Source organism: Pseudomonas stagnisoli, assembly GCF_048595745.1.
Taxonomy (GTDB): Bacteria; Pseudomonadota; Gammaproteobacteria; order Pseudomonadales; family Pseudomonadaceae; genus Aquipseudomonas; species Aquipseudomonas alcaligenes_A.
This window is the reverse complement of sequence record NZ_CP184361.1, coordinates 2,215,240-2,231,352: the sequence shown is the minus strand read 5'-3', so window position 1 is coordinate 2,231,352 and position 16,113 is coordinate 2,215,240. Positions and strand designations below refer to the sequence as shown.

14 protein-coding genes are annotated in these 16,113 nt (G+C 65.6%); 7 read left to right on the top strand and 7 right to left on the bottom strand.

What is annotated here, in order from left to right:
* Window positions 1–105: 105 nt before the first annotated feature.
* The 4 genes from ACOAPY_RS10775 to ACOAPY_RS10760 form a co-directional block, all read right to left on the bottom strand.
* A complete protein-coding gene (locus ACOAPY_RS10775) occupies window positions 106–3,198 on the bottom strand; it encodes an MdtB/MuxB family multidrug efflux RND transporter permease subunit (protein WP_465153288.1) in 3,093 nt (1,030 codons plus the stop codon).
* The gene (locus ACOAPY_RS10770; RefSeq protein ID WP_465153287.1) at window positions 3,195–4,397 is read right to left on the bottom strand and encodes an MdtA/MuxA family multidrug efflux RND transporter periplasmic adaptor subunit; all 1,203 of its coding nucleotides are present in this window, start codon (window positions 4,395–4,397) and stop codon (window positions 3,195–3,197) included. The genes ACOAPY_RS10775 and ACOAPY_RS10770 overlap by 4 nt, the downstream gene beginning before the upstream one ends.
* Window positions 4,398–4,683: 286 nt before the next feature.
* Window positions 4,684–5,184 carry a thiol peroxidase gene (gene tpx / locus ACOAPY_RS10765; RefSeq protein ID WP_076578750.1) on the bottom strand — a complete coding sequence of 167 codons (501 nt, stop codon included), beginning with the start codon at window positions 5,182–5,184 and terminating at the stop codon, window positions 4,684–4,686.
* 97 nt (window positions 5,185–5,281) lie between these two features.
* Complete coding sequence (locus tag ACOAPY_RS10760) at window positions 5,282–5,923, bottom strand: GNAT family N-acetyltransferase (protein ID WP_465153286.1); 642 nt, start codon at window positions 5,921–5,923, stop codon at window positions 5,282–5,284.
* Window positions 5,924–6,055: 132 nt separating this feature from the next.
* Between ACOAPY_RS10760 and xthA the strand changes: the two genes are divergently transcribed.
* From xthA to ACOAPY_RS10740, 4 genes are all read left to right on the top strand, one after another.
* On the top strand, window positions 6,056–6,868 hold the full coding sequence (xthA, locus tag ACOAPY_RS10755; protein WP_076578752.1) for an exodeoxyribonuclease III: 813 nt from the start codon (window positions 6,056–6,058) through the stop codon (window positions 6,866–6,868).
* A gap of 158 nt (window positions 6,869–7,026) precedes the next feature.
* Window positions 7,027–8,391, top strand: a complete 1,365-nt coding sequence (locus ACOAPY_RS10750; protein ID WP_465153285.1) for a substrate-binding domain-containing protein — start codon at window positions 7,027–7,029, stop codon at window positions 8,389–8,391.
* A 264-nt stretch (window positions 8,392–8,655) separates the two neighbouring features.
* The gene (locus tag ACOAPY_RS10745; RefSeq protein WP_465153284.1) at window positions 8,656–9,645 is read left to right on the top strand and encodes a TerC family protein; all 990 of its coding nucleotides are present in this window, start codon (window positions 8,656–8,658) and stop codon (window positions 9,643–9,645) included.
* Window positions 9,645–9,824: a hypothetical protein gene (locus tag ACOAPY_RS10740; RefSeq protein ID WP_465153283.1), complete on the top strand. Its 180-nt coding sequence runs from the start codon at window positions 9,645–9,647 to the stop codon at window positions 9,822–9,824. Before ACOAPY_RS10745 ends, ACOAPY_RS10740 begins: the two co-directional genes overlap by 1 nt.
* Before the next feature lie 197 nt (window positions 9,825–10,021).
* Here ACOAPY_RS10740 and ACOAPY_RS10735 read toward each other — a convergent pair whose 3' ends face one another.
* Window positions 10,022–11,251: an acyl-CoA dehydrogenase gene (locus ACOAPY_RS10735; RefSeq protein ID WP_076578758.1), complete on the bottom strand. Its 1,230-nt coding sequence runs from the start codon at window positions 11,249–11,251 to the stop codon at window positions 10,022–10,024.
* Between the two features lie 131 nt (window positions 11,252–11,382).
* Here ACOAPY_RS10735 and ACOAPY_RS10730 point away from each other — a divergent pair, with 131 nt between their 5' ends.
* Window positions 11,383–12,312 carry a LysR family transcriptional regulator gene (locus tag ACOAPY_RS10730; RefSeq protein WP_465153282.1) on the top strand — a complete coding sequence of 310 codons (930 nt, stop codon included), beginning with the start codon at window positions 11,383–11,385 and terminating at the stop codon, window positions 12,310–12,312.
* Window positions 12,313–12,518: 206 nt separating this feature from the next.
* On the opposite strand, the gene ACOAPY_RS10725 is transcribed toward ACOAPY_RS10730, so the two are convergent.
* The gene (locus ACOAPY_RS10725) at window positions 12,519–13,646 is read right to left on the bottom strand and encodes an acyl-CoA dehydrogenase family protein (RefSeq protein ID WP_465153281.1); all 1,128 of its coding nucleotides are present in this window, start codon (window positions 13,644–13,646) and stop codon (window positions 12,519–12,521) included.
* A gap of 8 nt (window positions 13,647–13,654) precedes the next feature.
* The gene (locus ACOAPY_RS10720; RefSeq protein WP_465153280.1) at window positions 13,655–14,422 is read right to left on the bottom strand and encodes a 3-hydroxyacyl-CoA dehydrogenase; all 768 of its coding nucleotides are present in this window, start codon (window positions 14,420–14,422) and stop codon (window positions 13,655–13,657) included.
* A gap of 97 nt (window positions 14,423–14,519) precedes the next feature.
* Here ACOAPY_RS10720 and ACOAPY_RS10715 point away from each other — a divergent pair, with 97 nt between their 5' ends.
* Window positions 14,520–14,909, top strand: a complete 390-nt coding sequence (locus ACOAPY_RS10715; RefSeq protein ID WP_169919917.1) for a MerR family transcriptional regulator — start codon at window positions 14,520–14,522, stop codon at window positions 14,907–14,909.
* A 28-nt stretch (window positions 14,910–14,937) separates the two neighbouring features.
* Entirely contained in the window at window positions 14,938–16,101 is a 1,164-nt protein-coding gene (locus tag ACOAPY_RS10710) for an isovaleryl-CoA dehydrogenase (protein WP_465153279.1), read from the top strand.
* Window positions 16,102–16,113: the final 12 nt, after the last annotated feature.

The window sequence follows — 16,113 nt, the reverse complement described above, 5'->3', positions numbered from 1 at the left end:
GGGGCGCCCGGCGTAGGGAGAGGGGCAAAGGCACCGCAGCAGCCCCGCCCTCTCCCCCGGCCCCTCTCCCGTAAACGGGCGAGGGGAGCAAAAGCCAGGCGCCACTCACGCCGGCACCCCTGAAGCGCTACGGCCGAGAAACCGCCGCGACAAGCGATCAAAGGCCAGGTAGATCACCGGTGTGGTGAATAGCGTCAGCACCTGGCTCAGCAGCAGGCCACCAACCATCACCAGGCCCAGCGGCTGGCGCAGCTCGGCGCCGGAGCCCGAGGCCAGCATCAGCGGAATGGCGCCGAACAGCGCGGCCAGGGTGGTCATCAGAATCGGCCTAAAGCGCAGCAGCGCAGCCTGGTAGATGGCCGCCTCAGGCGTCATGCCCTGGTGGCGCTCGGCCTCCAGGGCGAAGTCGATCATCATGATCGCGTTCTTCTTGACGATGCCGATCAGCAGGATGATGCCGATGATGGCGATCAGGCCCAGGTCGTTGCCGGTCAGCAGCAGCGCCAGCAGTGCGCCGACGCCGGCCGAGGGCAGCGTCGAGAGGATGGTGATCGGGTGGATATAGCTCTCGTAGAGCACGCCCAGCACGATGTACATGGTGACGATGGCGGCCAGGATCAGCAGTAGCGTGCTCGACAGCGAGGCGCGGAACGCTTCTGCCGCGCCCTGGAACTGGGTCTGGATGCCCGCCGGCAGGCCGATGCCCTGCTTGACCTGCTCGATCACCTCGACCGCTTCGCCCAGCGACACGCCCGGCGCCAGGTTGAACGACACCGTGACCGCCGGGAACTGGCCGATATGGTTGACCAGCAGGCTGGCCGGCCGCTCCTCGATGCGCGCCAGCGAGGCCAGCGGCACCTGAACGCCACTGGCGGTGGCGACATGGATGCGCTGCAGCGCCTGCGGCCCCAGCTCGCCGGCGCTGGCGCTCTCGAGCACCACGCGGTATTGGCTGGACTGGGTGAAGATGGTGGAAATCTGCCGCTGGCCGAAGGCGTCGTACAAGGCATCATCAATGCTGCCGACGCTCACGCCCAGGCGCGAGGCGGCGTCGCGGTCAATATTGAGGAACACCTGCAGGCCGCGGTTCTGCAGGTCGCTGGCTACATCGCGCAGCTCCGGTTGCTGGTTCAGCGCGGTGATCAGTTTGGGCGTCCACTCCTCCAGCAGCGCACCGTCCGGCGACTCCAGGCTGAACTGGAACTGGGTGCGGCTGACCCGGTCCTCGATGGTCAGGTCCTGCACCGGCTGCAGGTACAGGGCTATGCCCGGCACCTTGGCCAGCTCGGGGCGCAGGCGCTCGATCACCTCGCTGGCGGTCACGTCGCGCTCGCGGTGCGGCTTGAGGTTGATCAGCAGGCGGCCGCTGTTGAGGGTCGGGTTGTCGCCGTCCACGCCAATGTAGGAGGACAGGCTGGAAACGTCCGGGTCACGCAGGATGACCTCGGCCAGGCGCTGCTGGCGCTCGCTCATGGCCTTGAAGGAGATCGACTGCGGCGCCTCGGAAATACCCTGGATCACTCCGGTGTCCTGCACCGGGAAGAAACCCTTGGGCACGGCCAGGTACAGCACCACGGTAAGGGCCAGGGTGCCGATGGCCACCAGCAGGGTCAGGCCCTGGTGGCGCAGGGTCCAGGTCAGGCCGACCGCGTAGCGCGCGATCAGGCCGTCGATAAAGGCGCCGGCGGACCTGTAGAAGCGCCCCTGCTCTTCCTCTTTTTCGGCCTTGAGCAGGCGCGCGCACATCATCGGCGTGAGGGTCAGCGACACCACCAGGGAAATCAGGATGGCCACCGCCAGGGTAATGGCGAACTCGCGGAACAGTCGCCCCACGACGTCAGCCATGAACAGCAACGGAATCAGCACCGCGATCAGCGAGAAGGTCAGCGAGATCAGGGTGAAGCCGATCTGCTTGGCGCCCTTGAGCGCGGCGTTGAACGGTGTCTCGCCCTCCTCCAGGTGGCGCGCGATGTTCTCCAGCATGACGATGGCATCGTCCACCACGAAGCCGGTGGCAATGGTCAGCGCCATCAGCGTCAGGTTGTTGATGGAGAAGCCGGCCAGGTACATCACGCCGAACGTGCCGATCAGCGACAGCGGCACCGCGATGGACGGGATGATGGTGGCCGACACCTTGCGCAGGAACAGGAAGGTCACCAGCACCACCAGGGCGATCGCCAGCACCAGCTCGAACTGCACGTCCTTGACCGCCGCACGGATGGTCTGGGTGCGGTCGGTGAGAACCTGTACCTCGATGCTCGCCGGCAGGCCCGCAGTGATCTGCGGCAGCAGCTTCTGGATACGGTCGACCACCTCGATCACGTTGGCGCCGGGCTGACGCTGGATGCTCAGCAGCACCGTCTCGTTGCGGTCGGCCCAGGCCGCCAGGCGCTCGTTCTCGGCGCCGTCGACGATACTGGCCACGTCACGCAGGCGTAGCGCCGCGCCGTTCTCGTACTTGAGGATCAGGTCCTGGTACTCGGCGGCCGACTTGAGCTGGTCGTTGGCATCCAGCTGCGAGACGCGGGTCGGGCCGTCGAAGTTGCCCTTGGGCTGGTTGACGTTCTGCGCGGCGATCAGCTGGCGCACATCGGCCAGGTTGAGGCCATGGCTGGCCAGCGCCTCGGGGTCGACCTTGATGCGCACGGCCGGACGCTGGCCACCGGCCAGACTGACCAGGCCGACACCGCTGATCTGCGCGATCTTCTGCGCCATGCGCGTGTCGATCAGGTCGTGCACCTGGGTCAGCGGCAGGGTGCTGGAGCGGATGGCCAGCGTCAGCACTGGGGTGTCCGCCGGGTTGACCTTGTTGTACACCGGTGGCGCCGGCAGATCGTTGGGCAGCAGGTTGCTGGCGGCGTTGATGGCGGCCTGCACCTCCTGCTCGGCGACATCCAGATTCACCTCCAGGCTGAAGCGCAGGGTGATCACCGAGGCGCCGCCCGAGCTGGTCGAGGACATCTGCTTGAGCCCCGGCATCTGGCCGAACTGGCGCTCCAGCGGCGCGGTCACCGAGCTGGTCATCACCTGCGGGCTGGCGCCCGGATACAGAGTCAGCACGCGGATGGTCGGGTAATCCACCTCCGGCAGCGCGGAGACCGGCAGCAGACGGTAGGCGATCAGACCGGTGAGGAAGATCGCCACCATCAGCAGCGTGGTGGCGACCGGCCGCAGGATGAACAGGCGCGAGGCGTTCATGCGCCCTGCTTCTGTGCTGCCTGGGCCTGCGGTTGCGCCAGGGCGCCCGGCTCGTTGCCGATCACCTGCACCTGGCTGCCATCCTTGAGCTTGTCGATGCCCTCCAGCACCAGCCGCTCACCGACCTTGACGCCCTCCTCCACCAGGCTGGTGGCGCCGTCGCTGGCGGCAATGCGCACATCGCGGATCTGCACCTTGTCGCCCTCGCCGAGGACGAAGACGAAAGTGCCACGCGCACCGAACTGCACGGCCGCCGAAGGGATCAGCGTGGCCTGCTGGCGCGTTTCCACGCGTAGGCGCACGTTGACGAACTGGTTGGGGAACAGCTGTTCGCCGGCATTGGTGAAACGTGCCTTGAGCTTGACGGTGCCGGTGGCCACGTCGATCTGGTTGTCCAGGCTGTGCAGCTCGCCCTCGGCCAGGCGCTGCTGCTCGCCCCGGTCCCAAGCCTCGACGCGCAGCTTCTGGTTGTCACGCACCCGCGCCAGTACCGGCGGCAGGTCTTTCTCCGGCAGGGTGAAGTTGACGGCGATGGGCTCGACCTGGGTGATCACCACCAGCGGTGTGGTGTCGCTGCTGCGCACCAGGTTGCCGAGGTCCACCTGGCGCAGGCCGAGGCGACCGGAGATAGGCGCGCGGATGCGGGTGAAGTCGAGGTTCAGACGCGCTTCGGCGACGGCGGCCTGGTTGCTCTTCACCGTGCCGCGGTACTGGCCGACCAGAGCCTGCTGGGTGTCCAGGGTCTGCTTGGCGATGCTGTCTTCGGCGTATAGCCCCTGGTAACGCGCCAGGTCGATCTCGGCATTCTTCAGCTGCGCCTGGTTCTGCGCCAGGGTGCCCTCGGCCTGCTGCAACGCGACCTGATAGGGACGCGGGTCGATCTGCGCCAGCAGGTCGCCGGCCTTGACCAGTTGCCCCTCCTCGAAGAACACCTTGACCAGTTCGCCATCCACCCGCGAGCGTACATTGACCGTGTTCAGCGCAGTGACGGTGCCCAGGGCCTTGAGCTCGATATGAAAATCGCCGCTGCCGACCTCAGTCAGGCGCACCGGCACCGGGCCATCCCAGGGGCTGTTGCCCTCTTTCTTCGTGGCCGGCTTGCCGGGCAGCAGCCACCACAGCAGCAGCGCGCCGAGCAGCACGGCCAGGCCGATCAGCCAGCGACGGGAAACACGTGAGGTGGCACGAAAATCGGGCATGGCGCGATATCACTTTCCTGGGGAGGGTGAACGATAAGTACTCCCAGCAGCCAGGCAAAGGGTCTTTACCGCCTATTTACCCTTGTTTGACGTAACAAGACGTTAGGAATTTAGAAAAAACAACGGCCTGCATCAGGCAGGCCGTTGTAAGCAGTGACGCCGCGAGGGGCTTGCGAGCTAGAGAAAAGCAAGGCGGAAGCGGCGGAGGAAGCGCAGTTTACAACTAGTAAATGAGCATTCCGAAGCCGCTTCCAACACAGCTTTTCCGACGCGCAGCAGCCCCGGATTACTTCAGTACGGCGATGGCGGCCGCGTAGTCCGGCTCATCGGCGATCTCGCCGACCAGCTCGCTGTGCAGCACCTTGCCCTGCTCGTCCAGCACCACCACGGCACGGGCAGCCACGCCCACCAGCGGGCCGCTGGCGATGGCCACGCCGTAGTCCTTGAGGAAGCTGGCGCCGCGCATGGTCGACAGGTTGACCACGTTGTCCAGGCCTTCGGCGCCGCAGAAGCGTGCCTGGGCGAACGGCAGGTCGGCGGAAATGCACAGCACCACGGTGTTGGGCAGAGCACTGGCCTCGGCATTGAACTTGCGCACGGAGGTGGCGCAGGTCGGGGTGTCGATGCTCGGGAAGATGTTCAGCACCTTGCGCTTGCCGGCCAGGCTGGCCAGGGTCACGTCGGAAAGATCCTTGGCCACCAGGCTGAACGCCGGGGCCTGCTGACCGGCCTGCGGCAGCTGACCGTCGACCTGAACCGGGTTGCCCTTGAGAGTTACTTGAGCCATTTGCGAGTTCCTTCAGTGTGTTGATGCCGGGTAACGGCACCCAGCGGTTGAACGGCCGCTAGTGTGACCGGGCGGTGCTGCTCCGGCAACGCCGCCATCAGGCCGAGGCTTGTCGGACCACCTGCGGGTTGGGGTGGAAGAATACGTGCTCGCGGATCGGCCCTACCGCCACTTCACCGATTTCCTCGTAGCCCTGGCGCTTGTAGAAGTCCAGGTAATGCGGGTTGCCGGTGTCGAGCACCACGCCCTGCGAGCCGGCATCCTCGGCACACCAGTCATGCAGGGCGCCGAGCAGCTTTTCACCGAGCTGCTGGCCCTGGAACTGCGGGTGCACGCCAATCAGCGGCAACACGTGGTAAGGACCCGGCGGCAGGCAGGCGAGCACCGCGTCGTGATATTCCAGGTAGCGCTTGGTGCAACGGAAGCCGGTGGTCATCAGCATGCGCAGGCGCCAGCCCCAGCTCTCGGTGATGTCCAGACGGCGGATCGGTGGCGCGATCAGGGCGATGCCGACCAGGCGCTCCTCGATCACCAGGCCGATGGCCGGCAGTTCCTCGGCGAAATGCTGCTGCACCAGCTCGCGCACGGTGGCGCGCACGCGCTGGTCGAAGCCGGGGCGCTCGCTCTCGAACAGGTAGGCGAAGGTCGGGTCGTGGCGGTAGGCGTGGTACAGCAGCGAGCGGGCCTCGCGGACGTAGCCATGATCGAGCATGCGGACTTCGGCGTTACGGTGGGGCATCGGGCTGACCTCGGTTGTTATTGGTTTGGCGGGTCGAAGGCCAAGGTAGCACCGCAACCCACCCCCTGCCAGACGCTGGCCGTCGCCAGAGCGCTGGGCTAGCATCGCGGTTTTACCCGCCGGTGCCTCCCCATGAAGATCGTTTCCTTCAATATCAACGGCCTGCGCGCCCGACCTCATCAGCTACAGGCGCTCATCGACAAGCACCAGCCGGATGTCATCGGCCTGCAGGAGACCAAGGTCGCCGACGAGCAGTTCCCCGAGGAAGACATCCGCCAACTCGGCTACCACGTGCACTATCACGGGCAGAAAGGCCACTACGGCGTCGCCCTGCTCTCCCGCGAAGCACCGCTGGAGCTGCACAAGGGCTTTCCCGGCGACGCGGAAGACGCCCAGCGCCGCTTCATCTATGGCACCTTCGCCGATAAGCAAGGCAACCCGGTGACGGTGATGAACGGCTACTTCCCCCAGGGTGAGAGCCGCGACCACCCCACCAAATTCCCCGGCAAGCAGCGGTTCTACGCCGACCTGCAACAACTGCTGGTTGAGCGCTTCGACCCGGCCCAGGCGCTGGTGGTCATGGGCGACATCAATATCAGCCCGGAAGACTGCGACATCGGCATCGGCGAGCCCAACCGCCTGCGCTGGCTGAAGACCGGCAAGTGCAGCTTCCTGCCCGAGGAGCGCGAGTGGCTGGCGACCCTGAAGAACTGGGGCCTGGTCGACAGCTTCCGCCACCTCAACCCGACCGTGAACGACCGCTTCAGCTGGTTCGACTACCGCAGCCGCGGCTTCGAGGACGAGCCCAAGCGCGGGCTGCGCATCGATGTGATCCTCGCCACCGCCGCCCTGCAGGCGCGGTTCAAGGACGCCGGCATCGACTACGAGCTGCGCGCCATGGAAAAACCGTCCGACCACGCACCGATCTGGCTGGAGCTGAGCTAAGCCCGGCATCCTGAGCTTCACCACCTAAAACAAGCCAGCACAAGCGCTGGCTTGTTTACGCTCAGGGCCCATTCCAGAGCGGCGCGCTGTAACCTGACTGCAACCTTATCGACTTATTCTGCGCGGCACTTTCCACCCTAGAAGAAGGTCTGCGCCGCATGTCACGCGAACTGCCAGTCAGTGATCGGCAATCCTGCAACCATGCCTACATCTGGTTGATCCTCGGTTTCATCTGCTACGCCCTGCCCTGGTCGGTGTTCGCTGCCGAAGCCACCACCCTGCTGCGCATCCAGGGCTCCAATACCATCGGCGCCAAGCTCGGCCCGGCACTGGTCAGTGGCCTGTTCGAAAGCCAGGGCATGAGCAATGTGCGCATTGCCAAAGGCGCGGAAAACGAGCAGAGCGTGCTGGCCGAGGACAAGTTGGGTCGCACCCTGCAGGTCAACGTCGCGGCCCACGGCTCCGGTACCGGTTTCGTCGCCCTGCAGGACGGTAGCGCCGAGCTGGCCGCCTCCTCGCGCCCGATCAAGGATGCCGAGGCTGCAACGCTGCAGGCTCTGGGCGACATGCGCGGCAGCGATGCCGAACAGGTGATCGCCATCGACGGCCTGGCCATCATCGTGCACCCACGCAACCCGGTGCAGGCGCTGACCACCGAGCAACTGGCCGCCGTGTTCGCCGGCGAGATCAAGGACTGGTCGGCCCTCGGTGGTATGCCTGGGGCGATCCACCTGTACGCTCGCGACGACAAGTCGGGCACCTTCGACACCTTCAAGGAACTGGTGCTGGCCAGCCAGGGCAAGAGCCTGGACGCTGATGCCAAGCGCTTCGAGTCCAGCGACCTGCTGTCCGACAGCGTCAGCCAGGACCCCAACGGCATCGGCTTCATCGGCCTGCCCTACGTACGCCAGAGCAAGCCACTGGCCATTGCCGATGGCGATTCGCAGCCCATGCTGCCCAGCACCACGCTGATCGCCACTGAAGACTACCCGCTGTCGCGTCGGCTGTTTCTCTACAACCCGCCGGGCACCACCAATGAGTGGGTGCAGGCACTGGTGCAGTTCGCCCATAGCCCGGCGGGCCAGGCGATCGTGGCCAAGACCGGCTTCATCCCGCAGACCGTGCAGGCGGTGAAGGTCGAGCCCAGCGCGCAGATGCCGGAGCACTATCGCCGGCTGGCCAGCGAGGCGCAGCGCCTGTCGGTGAACTTCCGCTTCCAGGAAGGTAGCGCCGAGTTGGACAACAAGGCCCAGCGCGACCTGGCGCGGGTGCTGGACTACCTCAAGGCCAACGACAAGCTGCGGCAGAAGGCCGTGCTGGTCGGCTTCGGCGACCCGAAGAACGATCCGGCGCGCGCCGCGCTGTTGTCCAAGCTGCGCGCCATGGCCGTGCGGCGGGACCTGGTCAAGGGCGGGGTGATCTTCCGCGACATCACCGGCCTGGGCGAACAGATGCCGGTGGCAGCCAACGATGCGGACGAGGGTCGGGTAAAAAACCGCCGCGTCGAGGTCTGGGTGTACTAACAGCGCCCACTCCCCATGGGGAGGGAGGGGGCGGCCCGCGTAGGGTGAGGGACTAAGCCCTCACTCATCGCAACACCCTCACCCCTGGCCCCTCTCCCAAAGGTAGAGGGGAACAGACCTGCGTTTGCCGAACCCGGCAGCCGGCTGTAGCCTTGTTCGTGCACGAGCGTAAAAGCGCTCGCCAGTGACGCCGGGCCCCTCTGGCGGCGCCCCCAACGCCGCGATGTCGGAGTCACTGTCTGACCGACAGCGACGGAGGGGCTCATGGAACCGCTACTCCTTTTCCTCACCACGCCCGTCCTGGGCACGGCCACCTGGCTGTGGCTGAGCTTCCTGGGCATCGTCATCGCCCTGCTGGTGCTGGACCTCGGCATCCTGCACCGCGACCAGCACGAGATCGAGATGCGCGAGAGCCTGCTGCTGTACAGCGGCTACTTCAGCGTAGGTGTGCTGTTCGGCCTGTGGATCTGGCATGAGCTGGGCGTGCACAAGGCGCTGGAGTTCTATACCGGCTTCCTGGTCGAGCAGTCGCTGTCGATGGACAACGTGTTCGTCATGGCGATGATCTTCGGCTTCTTCGGCATCCCCCGGCGCTACCAGCACCGCGTGCTGTTCTGGGGCATTCTCGGGGTGATCGTGCTGCGCGCCATCATGATCGGCCTGGGCACGGCGCTGGTGCAGGAGTTCGAGTGGCTGCTCTATGTGTTCGGCGCCTTCCTGCTGCTCAGCGGGGTGAAGATGCTGTTCAGCCGCGAGGAGCACCACCCGGACCTGGCGCAGAATCCCCTGCTGCGTTTCCTGCGCCGACATATCCGGGTGACCGAAGAACTGCACGAGGGGCGCTTCTTCGTGCGCAAGCGGCCGGAAGGCGCCACCCATCACCTGCTCTATGCCACGCCGCTGTTTCTCGCCCTGGTACTGATCGAACTGGCCGACCTGGTGTTCGCCGTGGACAGCGTGCCGGCGGTCTTCGCCATTACCCAGGACCCGTTCATCGTTTACACCTCGAACATCTTCGCCATCCTCGGCCTGCGCTCGCTGTACTTCGCCCTGGCGGCGTTGATGCACCGCTTCGTCTATCTCAAGTACGCACTGGCGCTGGTGCTGATCTTCATCGGCGGCAAGATCTTCCTGCACGGCTTCATCGGCAAGATTCCCGCCCTGCTCTCGCTCGGTGTTACCTTCGGCCTGCTGGCCGGCGGCGTGCTGCTGTCGCTGCTGAAAACCCGCAATCGCCAGCAGCAGGAGTCCTGATGGACGTACGGATCGACAGGCTGGAGCGCCAGGGCCAGGTGCTCTGGCGAGTGCAGATGGGGCGGCGCAGCCTGACCTTTCACGAGGAGCTGGCAGCGCGCGCCTTCGCCGCCCAGCTGCATCTGCGCCTGAGCTGGCTTAACCAGAAGGGCCTGGCCGAGGACGGCAAGGAAGGCTGAGACAAGCGCAGTACTGCTCACCTCTCCCGTTTACGGGAGAGGGGCTGGGGGAGAGGGTAAGAGTCCGCAATTCGACCAAGCCCCCTCTCCCTAGCCCTCTCCCCGAGGGGAGAGGGAATGGTAGGTGCTCAGCCTGCATCCGATTAGCCAGAAACGACGAGGCCCGCAGATGCGGGCCTCGTGCATTGCCATCGCTGTCAGCGGCTGGCTTTCATCGCTTCGCGCGGAACGTACTTGCCGACCTCGTACTTGCCCACCGCCGCGCGGTGCACTTCGTCCGGGCCGTCGGCCAGGCGCAGGGTGCGCTGCATGGCGTACCAGTAGGCAAGCGGGAAGTCGTTGGAGACGCCGGCGCCGCCGTGGATCTGGATGGCGCGATCGATAACGTTGAGCGCGACGTTGGGCGCCACCACCTTGATCTGGGCGATCTCGCTGGCGGCCACCTTGTTGCCCACGGTATCCATCATGTACGCGGCATTCAGGGTCAGCAGGCGGGCCTGGTTAATCTCGATGCGCGAGTTGGCGATGTGGTCGATGTTGCCACCCAGGCGCGCCAGCGGCTTGCCGAAGGCGGTACGGCTGACGGCGCGCTTGCACATCAGCTCCAGCGCACGCTCGGCCATGCCGATGGAGCGCATGCAGTGGTGGATGCGGCCCGGGCCGAGGCGGCCCTGGGCGATCTCGAAGCCGCGGCCCTCGCCGAGCAGCACGTTGTCATAGGGCACGCGCACGTTGTCAAAGATCACTTCGGCGTGGCCATGCGGGGCGTCGTCGTAACCGAATACCGGCAGCGGGCGGACGATCTTCACCCCGGGGGTGTCGCTCGGCACCAGGATCATCGAGTGCTGCTGGTGGCGCGGCGCGTCCGGGTTGGTCAGGCCCATGAAGATCATGATCTTGCAGCGCGGATCGCAGGCACCGGAAGTCCACCACTTGCGGCCGTTGATCACCCACTCATCACCCTCGCGGCGGGCGTTGGCCTGCATGTTGGTGGCGTCCGAGGAGGCCACGCCCGGCTCGGTCATGGCGAAGGCGGAACGAATCTCGCCGGACAGCAGCGGTTCCAGCCACTGCTTCTTCTGCGCCTCGCTGGCGTAGCGCACCAGGGTCTCCATGTTGCCGGTGTCCGGCGCGGAGCAGTTGAACGGCTCGGCGCCGATCAGGGAGCGGCCCATGATTTCGGCCAGCGGCGCGTATTCCATGTTGGTCAGGCCCGCGCCGTACTCGGATTCCGGCAGGAACAGGTTCCACAGCCCTTCGGCCTTAGCCTTGGCTTTCAGCTCCTCCATGATCGCGGTCGGCTGCCAACGGTCACCCTCGTTGACCTGCTCTTCGAACACGGCTTCGGCCGGGTAGACATAGGCTTCCATGAACGCGGTGACGCGCTCACGCAGTTCCTGAACCTTGGGGGAATAGGCGAAATCCATGGGGACACCTTGGTGGTTGGCTTCGATGTGGAATGATGCTAGAACAGCACCCACGATTTATCTAAGCTATTTTCCTGCCTTATCAACATTCATAAGCAATATGAGATAAGGCTTGAAGCACGGAGAAGACCATGAATCTGAACAAGGTAGACCTCAACCTCTTCATCGTCTTCGACGCCATCTACACCGAGGCCAATCTGACCCGCGCCGGGCAGATCGTCGGCATCACCCAACCGGCGGTGTCCAACGCCCTGGCGCGCCTGCGCGAGACCTTCAATGACCCGCTGTTCGTGCGCACCGCGCAGGGCATGGTGCCCACGCCCATGGCGCAGAACATCATCGGCCCGGTGCGCAATGCGCTGCAGCTGCTGCGCGTCTCGGTACAGGAAAGCCGCACCTTCGACGCCAAGCAGGCGAACAAGACCTACCGCATCAGCATGACCGACCTCTCCGAGCAGATCCTCCTGCCGCCGCTGTTCCAGCGCCTGCGCCGCCTGGCTCCAGCGGTGCAGATCGAGAGCTTCCAGGCCAAGCGCCGCGAAACCACCAAGGAACTGGCCGCTGGCCGCCTGGACTTCGCCGTCGACGCCCCGCTCAACACCGACCCGCAGGTGCGTCACGTCAAGCTGATGGAAGACCGCTACGTGTGCGCCATGCGCCCCGGCCACCCGCTGGCCAAGGACAAGCTGAGCCTGGACGAGTACCTGTCGCAGGCGCATATCCAGATTTCCAGCCGCCGCAGCGGCCTCGGCTACATCGACCTGTCGCTGGGCAAGATGGGCCTGCAACGCAAGGTGGCGCTGCGCTCGCAGCACTACCTGATGGCCTCCAGCGTGTTGCACAGCACCGACATGCTGATGACCGTGCCGGAGCGCTTCGCCCGTCGCCACAACCTGCACCACGTCGACCTGCCGGTGAACGACGTACCGGCCCTGGAAACCCACCTGTACTGGCACGAAAGCACCGACCAGGACCCGGCCAACCGCTGGATGCGCGAACAGCTGATCGAGCTGGCGCAGCAGATCAGTGCCCAGGAGAAGAAGGCTGCCGAGCAGGCCTGACGGTCAATCTGTAGGGTGGATGGCCGAAGCCATCCACCACGGTGGACAAGCCTTCGGCGTTGTCCACCCTACTAACTGCCGAACAAGCCTGACGCTTAGCTCCCTCTCCCCCTGGGAGAGGGAGTGACAGGCAACTCGCTGCAAACCTAAGCACCCTGACAATACGCGGGCAGCCCTACCCCCTCTCCCAGAAAACCGCAGCCCGGCTACAAGCTGCGCGCGATCACCATCCGCTGCACATCGCTGGTGCCTTCGTAGATCTGGCACACGCGCACGTCGCGGTAGATGCGCTCCACCGGAAAGTCCTTGAGGTAGCCGTAGCCGCCCAGCGTCTGGATGGCCGCCGAGCAGACCTTCTCCGCCATTTCCGAAGCGAACAGCTTGGCCATCGAGGCCTCGGTCAGGCAGGGCTGACCGGCTTCGCGCAGGCTGGCGGCGTGATGCACCATCTGCCGCGCCACGGCGATCTGCGTGGCCATGTCGGCCAGGCGGAAGGCCACCGCCTGATGCTCGATGATCGGCTTGCCGAAGGTCTGCCGCTCGCGGGCGTAGTCGCGCGCCGCCTCGAACGCGGCGCGGGCCATGCCCACCGACTGCGCGGCAATGCCGATGCGCCCGCCTTCCAGGTTGCTCAGGGCGATGCGGTAGCCCTCGCCCTCCTCGCCCAAACGCAACGACGCCGGAATGCGCACCTCGTCGAACTGGATCTGGCAGGTATCGGAGGCGTGCTGACCGAGCTTGTCCTCGACCCGCACCACCGAGTAGCCGGGCGTATCGGTCGGCACGATAAAGGCGCTGATGCCCTTCTTGCCGGCCGCCGGATCGGTCACGGCAAACACGATCACCATCCCGGCGTGGCTGCCGGAGGTGATGAACTGCTTGGCACCGCTGAGCACATAGTGCTCACCGTCGCGGCGGGCGCGGGTGCGCAGGTCGCTGGCGTCGGAGCCAGCCTGCGGCTCGGTCAAGGCGAAGGCACCGAGCATGGCGCCGCTGGCCAACGGCTGGAGGAAGCGCTGTTTCTGCTCCTGGCTGCCGAACTTGAGGATGGGCATGCAGCCCACCGAGTTGTGCACGCTCATGATGGTCGAGCAGGCGCCGTCGCCGGCGGCGATCTCCTCCAGGGCCATGGCATAGGCCAGGTGGCCGGTGGCCGCCCCGCCCCACTCCTCCGGCACCAGCATGCCGAGGAAGCCGAGGTCGGCCATCTCCTTCAGCGCTTCGGCGGGGAAACGATGCTCGCGGTCCCAGTCGGCGGCGAAGGGCTTCAGCCGCTCATGGGCGAACTGGCGGGCCATGTCGCGGATCAGCAGGTCCTGTTCACTGGGCAGCATGCTTCACCTCACTTGGCCGCCATGCGCAGCGCGCCATCCAGGCGGATGACCTCGCCGTTGAGCATGGCGTTCTCGACGATATGCCGGACCAGCGCGGCGTACTCGGCCGGGCGCCCCAGGCGCGGCGGGAACGGCACGTTGGCGGCCAGGGAGTCCTGCACCTCCTGGGGCATGCCGGCCATCATCGGTGTCTCGAAGATGCCGGGGGCGATACACATCACGCGGATGCCCGAGCGCGCCAGGTCGCGTGCTGCCGGCAATGTCATGGCCGCTACGCCGCCCTTGGATGCCGAATAGGCGCATTGGCCCATCTGCCCGTCGAAGGCCGCCACCGAGGCGGTGTTGATGATCACCCCGCGCTCACCGCCGTCGTTCGGCTCATTCCTGGCCATGGCCTCGGCGGCCAGGCGCAGCATGTTGAAACTGCCGATCAGGTTGATCTCGATGGTGCGGCGGAAGCTGTCCAGCCCATGGGCACCGTTGCGCCCGATGACCTTCTCGGCCGGCGCCACGCCGGCGCAGTTGATCAGCCCGTGCACGGCACCGAAGGCCTGCAGAGCCTCTTCCACGGCGGCGCGGCCGTCGGTCTCGCTGCTGATATCGGCACGCAGGAAGCGTGCGCGCTCGCCCAGCTCGGCGACCGCCTTGGCGCCAGCCTCGGCGTTGATGTCCAGCAGCAGCACCCTGGCGCCCTGCGCGACCAACTCGCGGGCGCTGGCCAGGCCGAGACCGGAGCCACCGCCGGTGATAAGGAATACGGAGTCTTCGATACGCATGCACAGTCCTCGAATCGATGAGGCGTCGGACCCTGCCGACATTGACAGGCAGATTTGCACAGGTTTACGTTAACGTAAAGGTAAACGAGAGCCGCTCATGTCCATCACCTACTCCATCTCCGATCTGGCCCGCGAGCTCGATGTCACCACCCGTGCCATCCGCTTCTACGAGGAGCAAGGCATGCTGGAGCCCGAGCGGCGTGGCCAGGAGCGCATCTACCGGCCCAAGGACCTGGTGGCGCTGAAACTGATTCTGCGCGGCAAGCGCATCGGCTTCTCCCTGGCCGAGTGCAAGGAACTCATCGACCTCTATGACCCTAGCAGCGGCAATCGCAAGCAGCTGGAAACCTTCATGGCCAAGATCGCCGCCCGCCGCGCCCAGCTGGAACAGCAACTACTCGACATCCAGCAGATGCAGCTGGAACTCGACACCGCCGAGGAACGCTGCCTGGCCGCGCTGGCCGCCACCGAATCCGCCGTTTCCTGACTCACAATTACAAGACACAGGTGACCCCATGAGCTACCCGACCCTCAACTTCGGTCTCGGCGAGACCATCGACATGCTGCGCGACTCGGTCCATCAGTTCGCCCAGGCCGAGCTGGCCCCGCGCGCGGCGCAGATCGACCGCGACAACGAGTTCCCCATGGACATGTGGCGCAAGTTCGGCGACATGGGTCTGCTCGGCATGACCGTCGAAGAGGAATACGGCGGCACCAACATGGGCTACCTGGCTCACGTGGTGGCGATGGAAGAGATCAGCCGCGCGTCGGCCTCGGTCGGCTTGTCCTACGGCGCCCACTCCAACCTGTGCGTCAACCAGATCCGCAAGAACGGCAGCGAGGCGCAGAAGCAGAAATACCTGCCCAAGTTGTGCTCCGGCGAGCACATCGGCGCGCTGGCCATGAGCGAGCCGAATGCCGGCTCCGACGTGGTGTCGATGAAGCTGCGCGCCGAGAAGCGCGGTGACCGCTACGTGCTCAATGGCAACAAGATGTGGATCACCAACGGCCCGGATGCACACACCTACGTGATCTACGCCAAGACCGACCTCAACGCCGGTTCGCGCGGCATGACCGCGTTTATCGTCGAGCGCGACTACAAGGGCTTCTCCCGCCACCAGAAGCTGGACAAGCTGGGCATGCGCGGCTCCAACACCTGCGAGCTGGTGTTCGAGGACTGCGAAGTGCCGGAGGAGAACATCCTCGGCGCCGAGGGTGCCGGCGTGCGCGTGCTGATGAGCGGTCTGGACTACGAGCGCACCGTGCTCTCCGGCGGCCCGACCGGGATCATGAGCGCCTGCATGGACGTGGTGCTGCCCTACGTGCACGAGCGCCAGCAGTTCAAGCAGTCGATCGGCGAGTTCCAGCTGGTGCAGGGCAAGCTGGCCGACATGTACGCCGGCATGAACGCATCCAAGTCCTACCTGTACAACGTGGCCAAGGCCTGCGACCGCGGCGAGGAGTCACGCAAGGACGCCGCCGCGGTGATCCTCTACACCGCCGAGATGGCCACCAAGATGGCGCTGGACACCATCCAGCTGCTCGGTGGCAACGGCTACACCAACGAGTACCCGGCCGGCCGCCTGCTGCGTGACGCCAAGCTGTACGAGATCGGCGCCGGCACCAGCGAGATCCGCCGCATGCTGATCGGCCGCGAGCTGTTCAACGAGACGAAATAACTTTCAAACAAC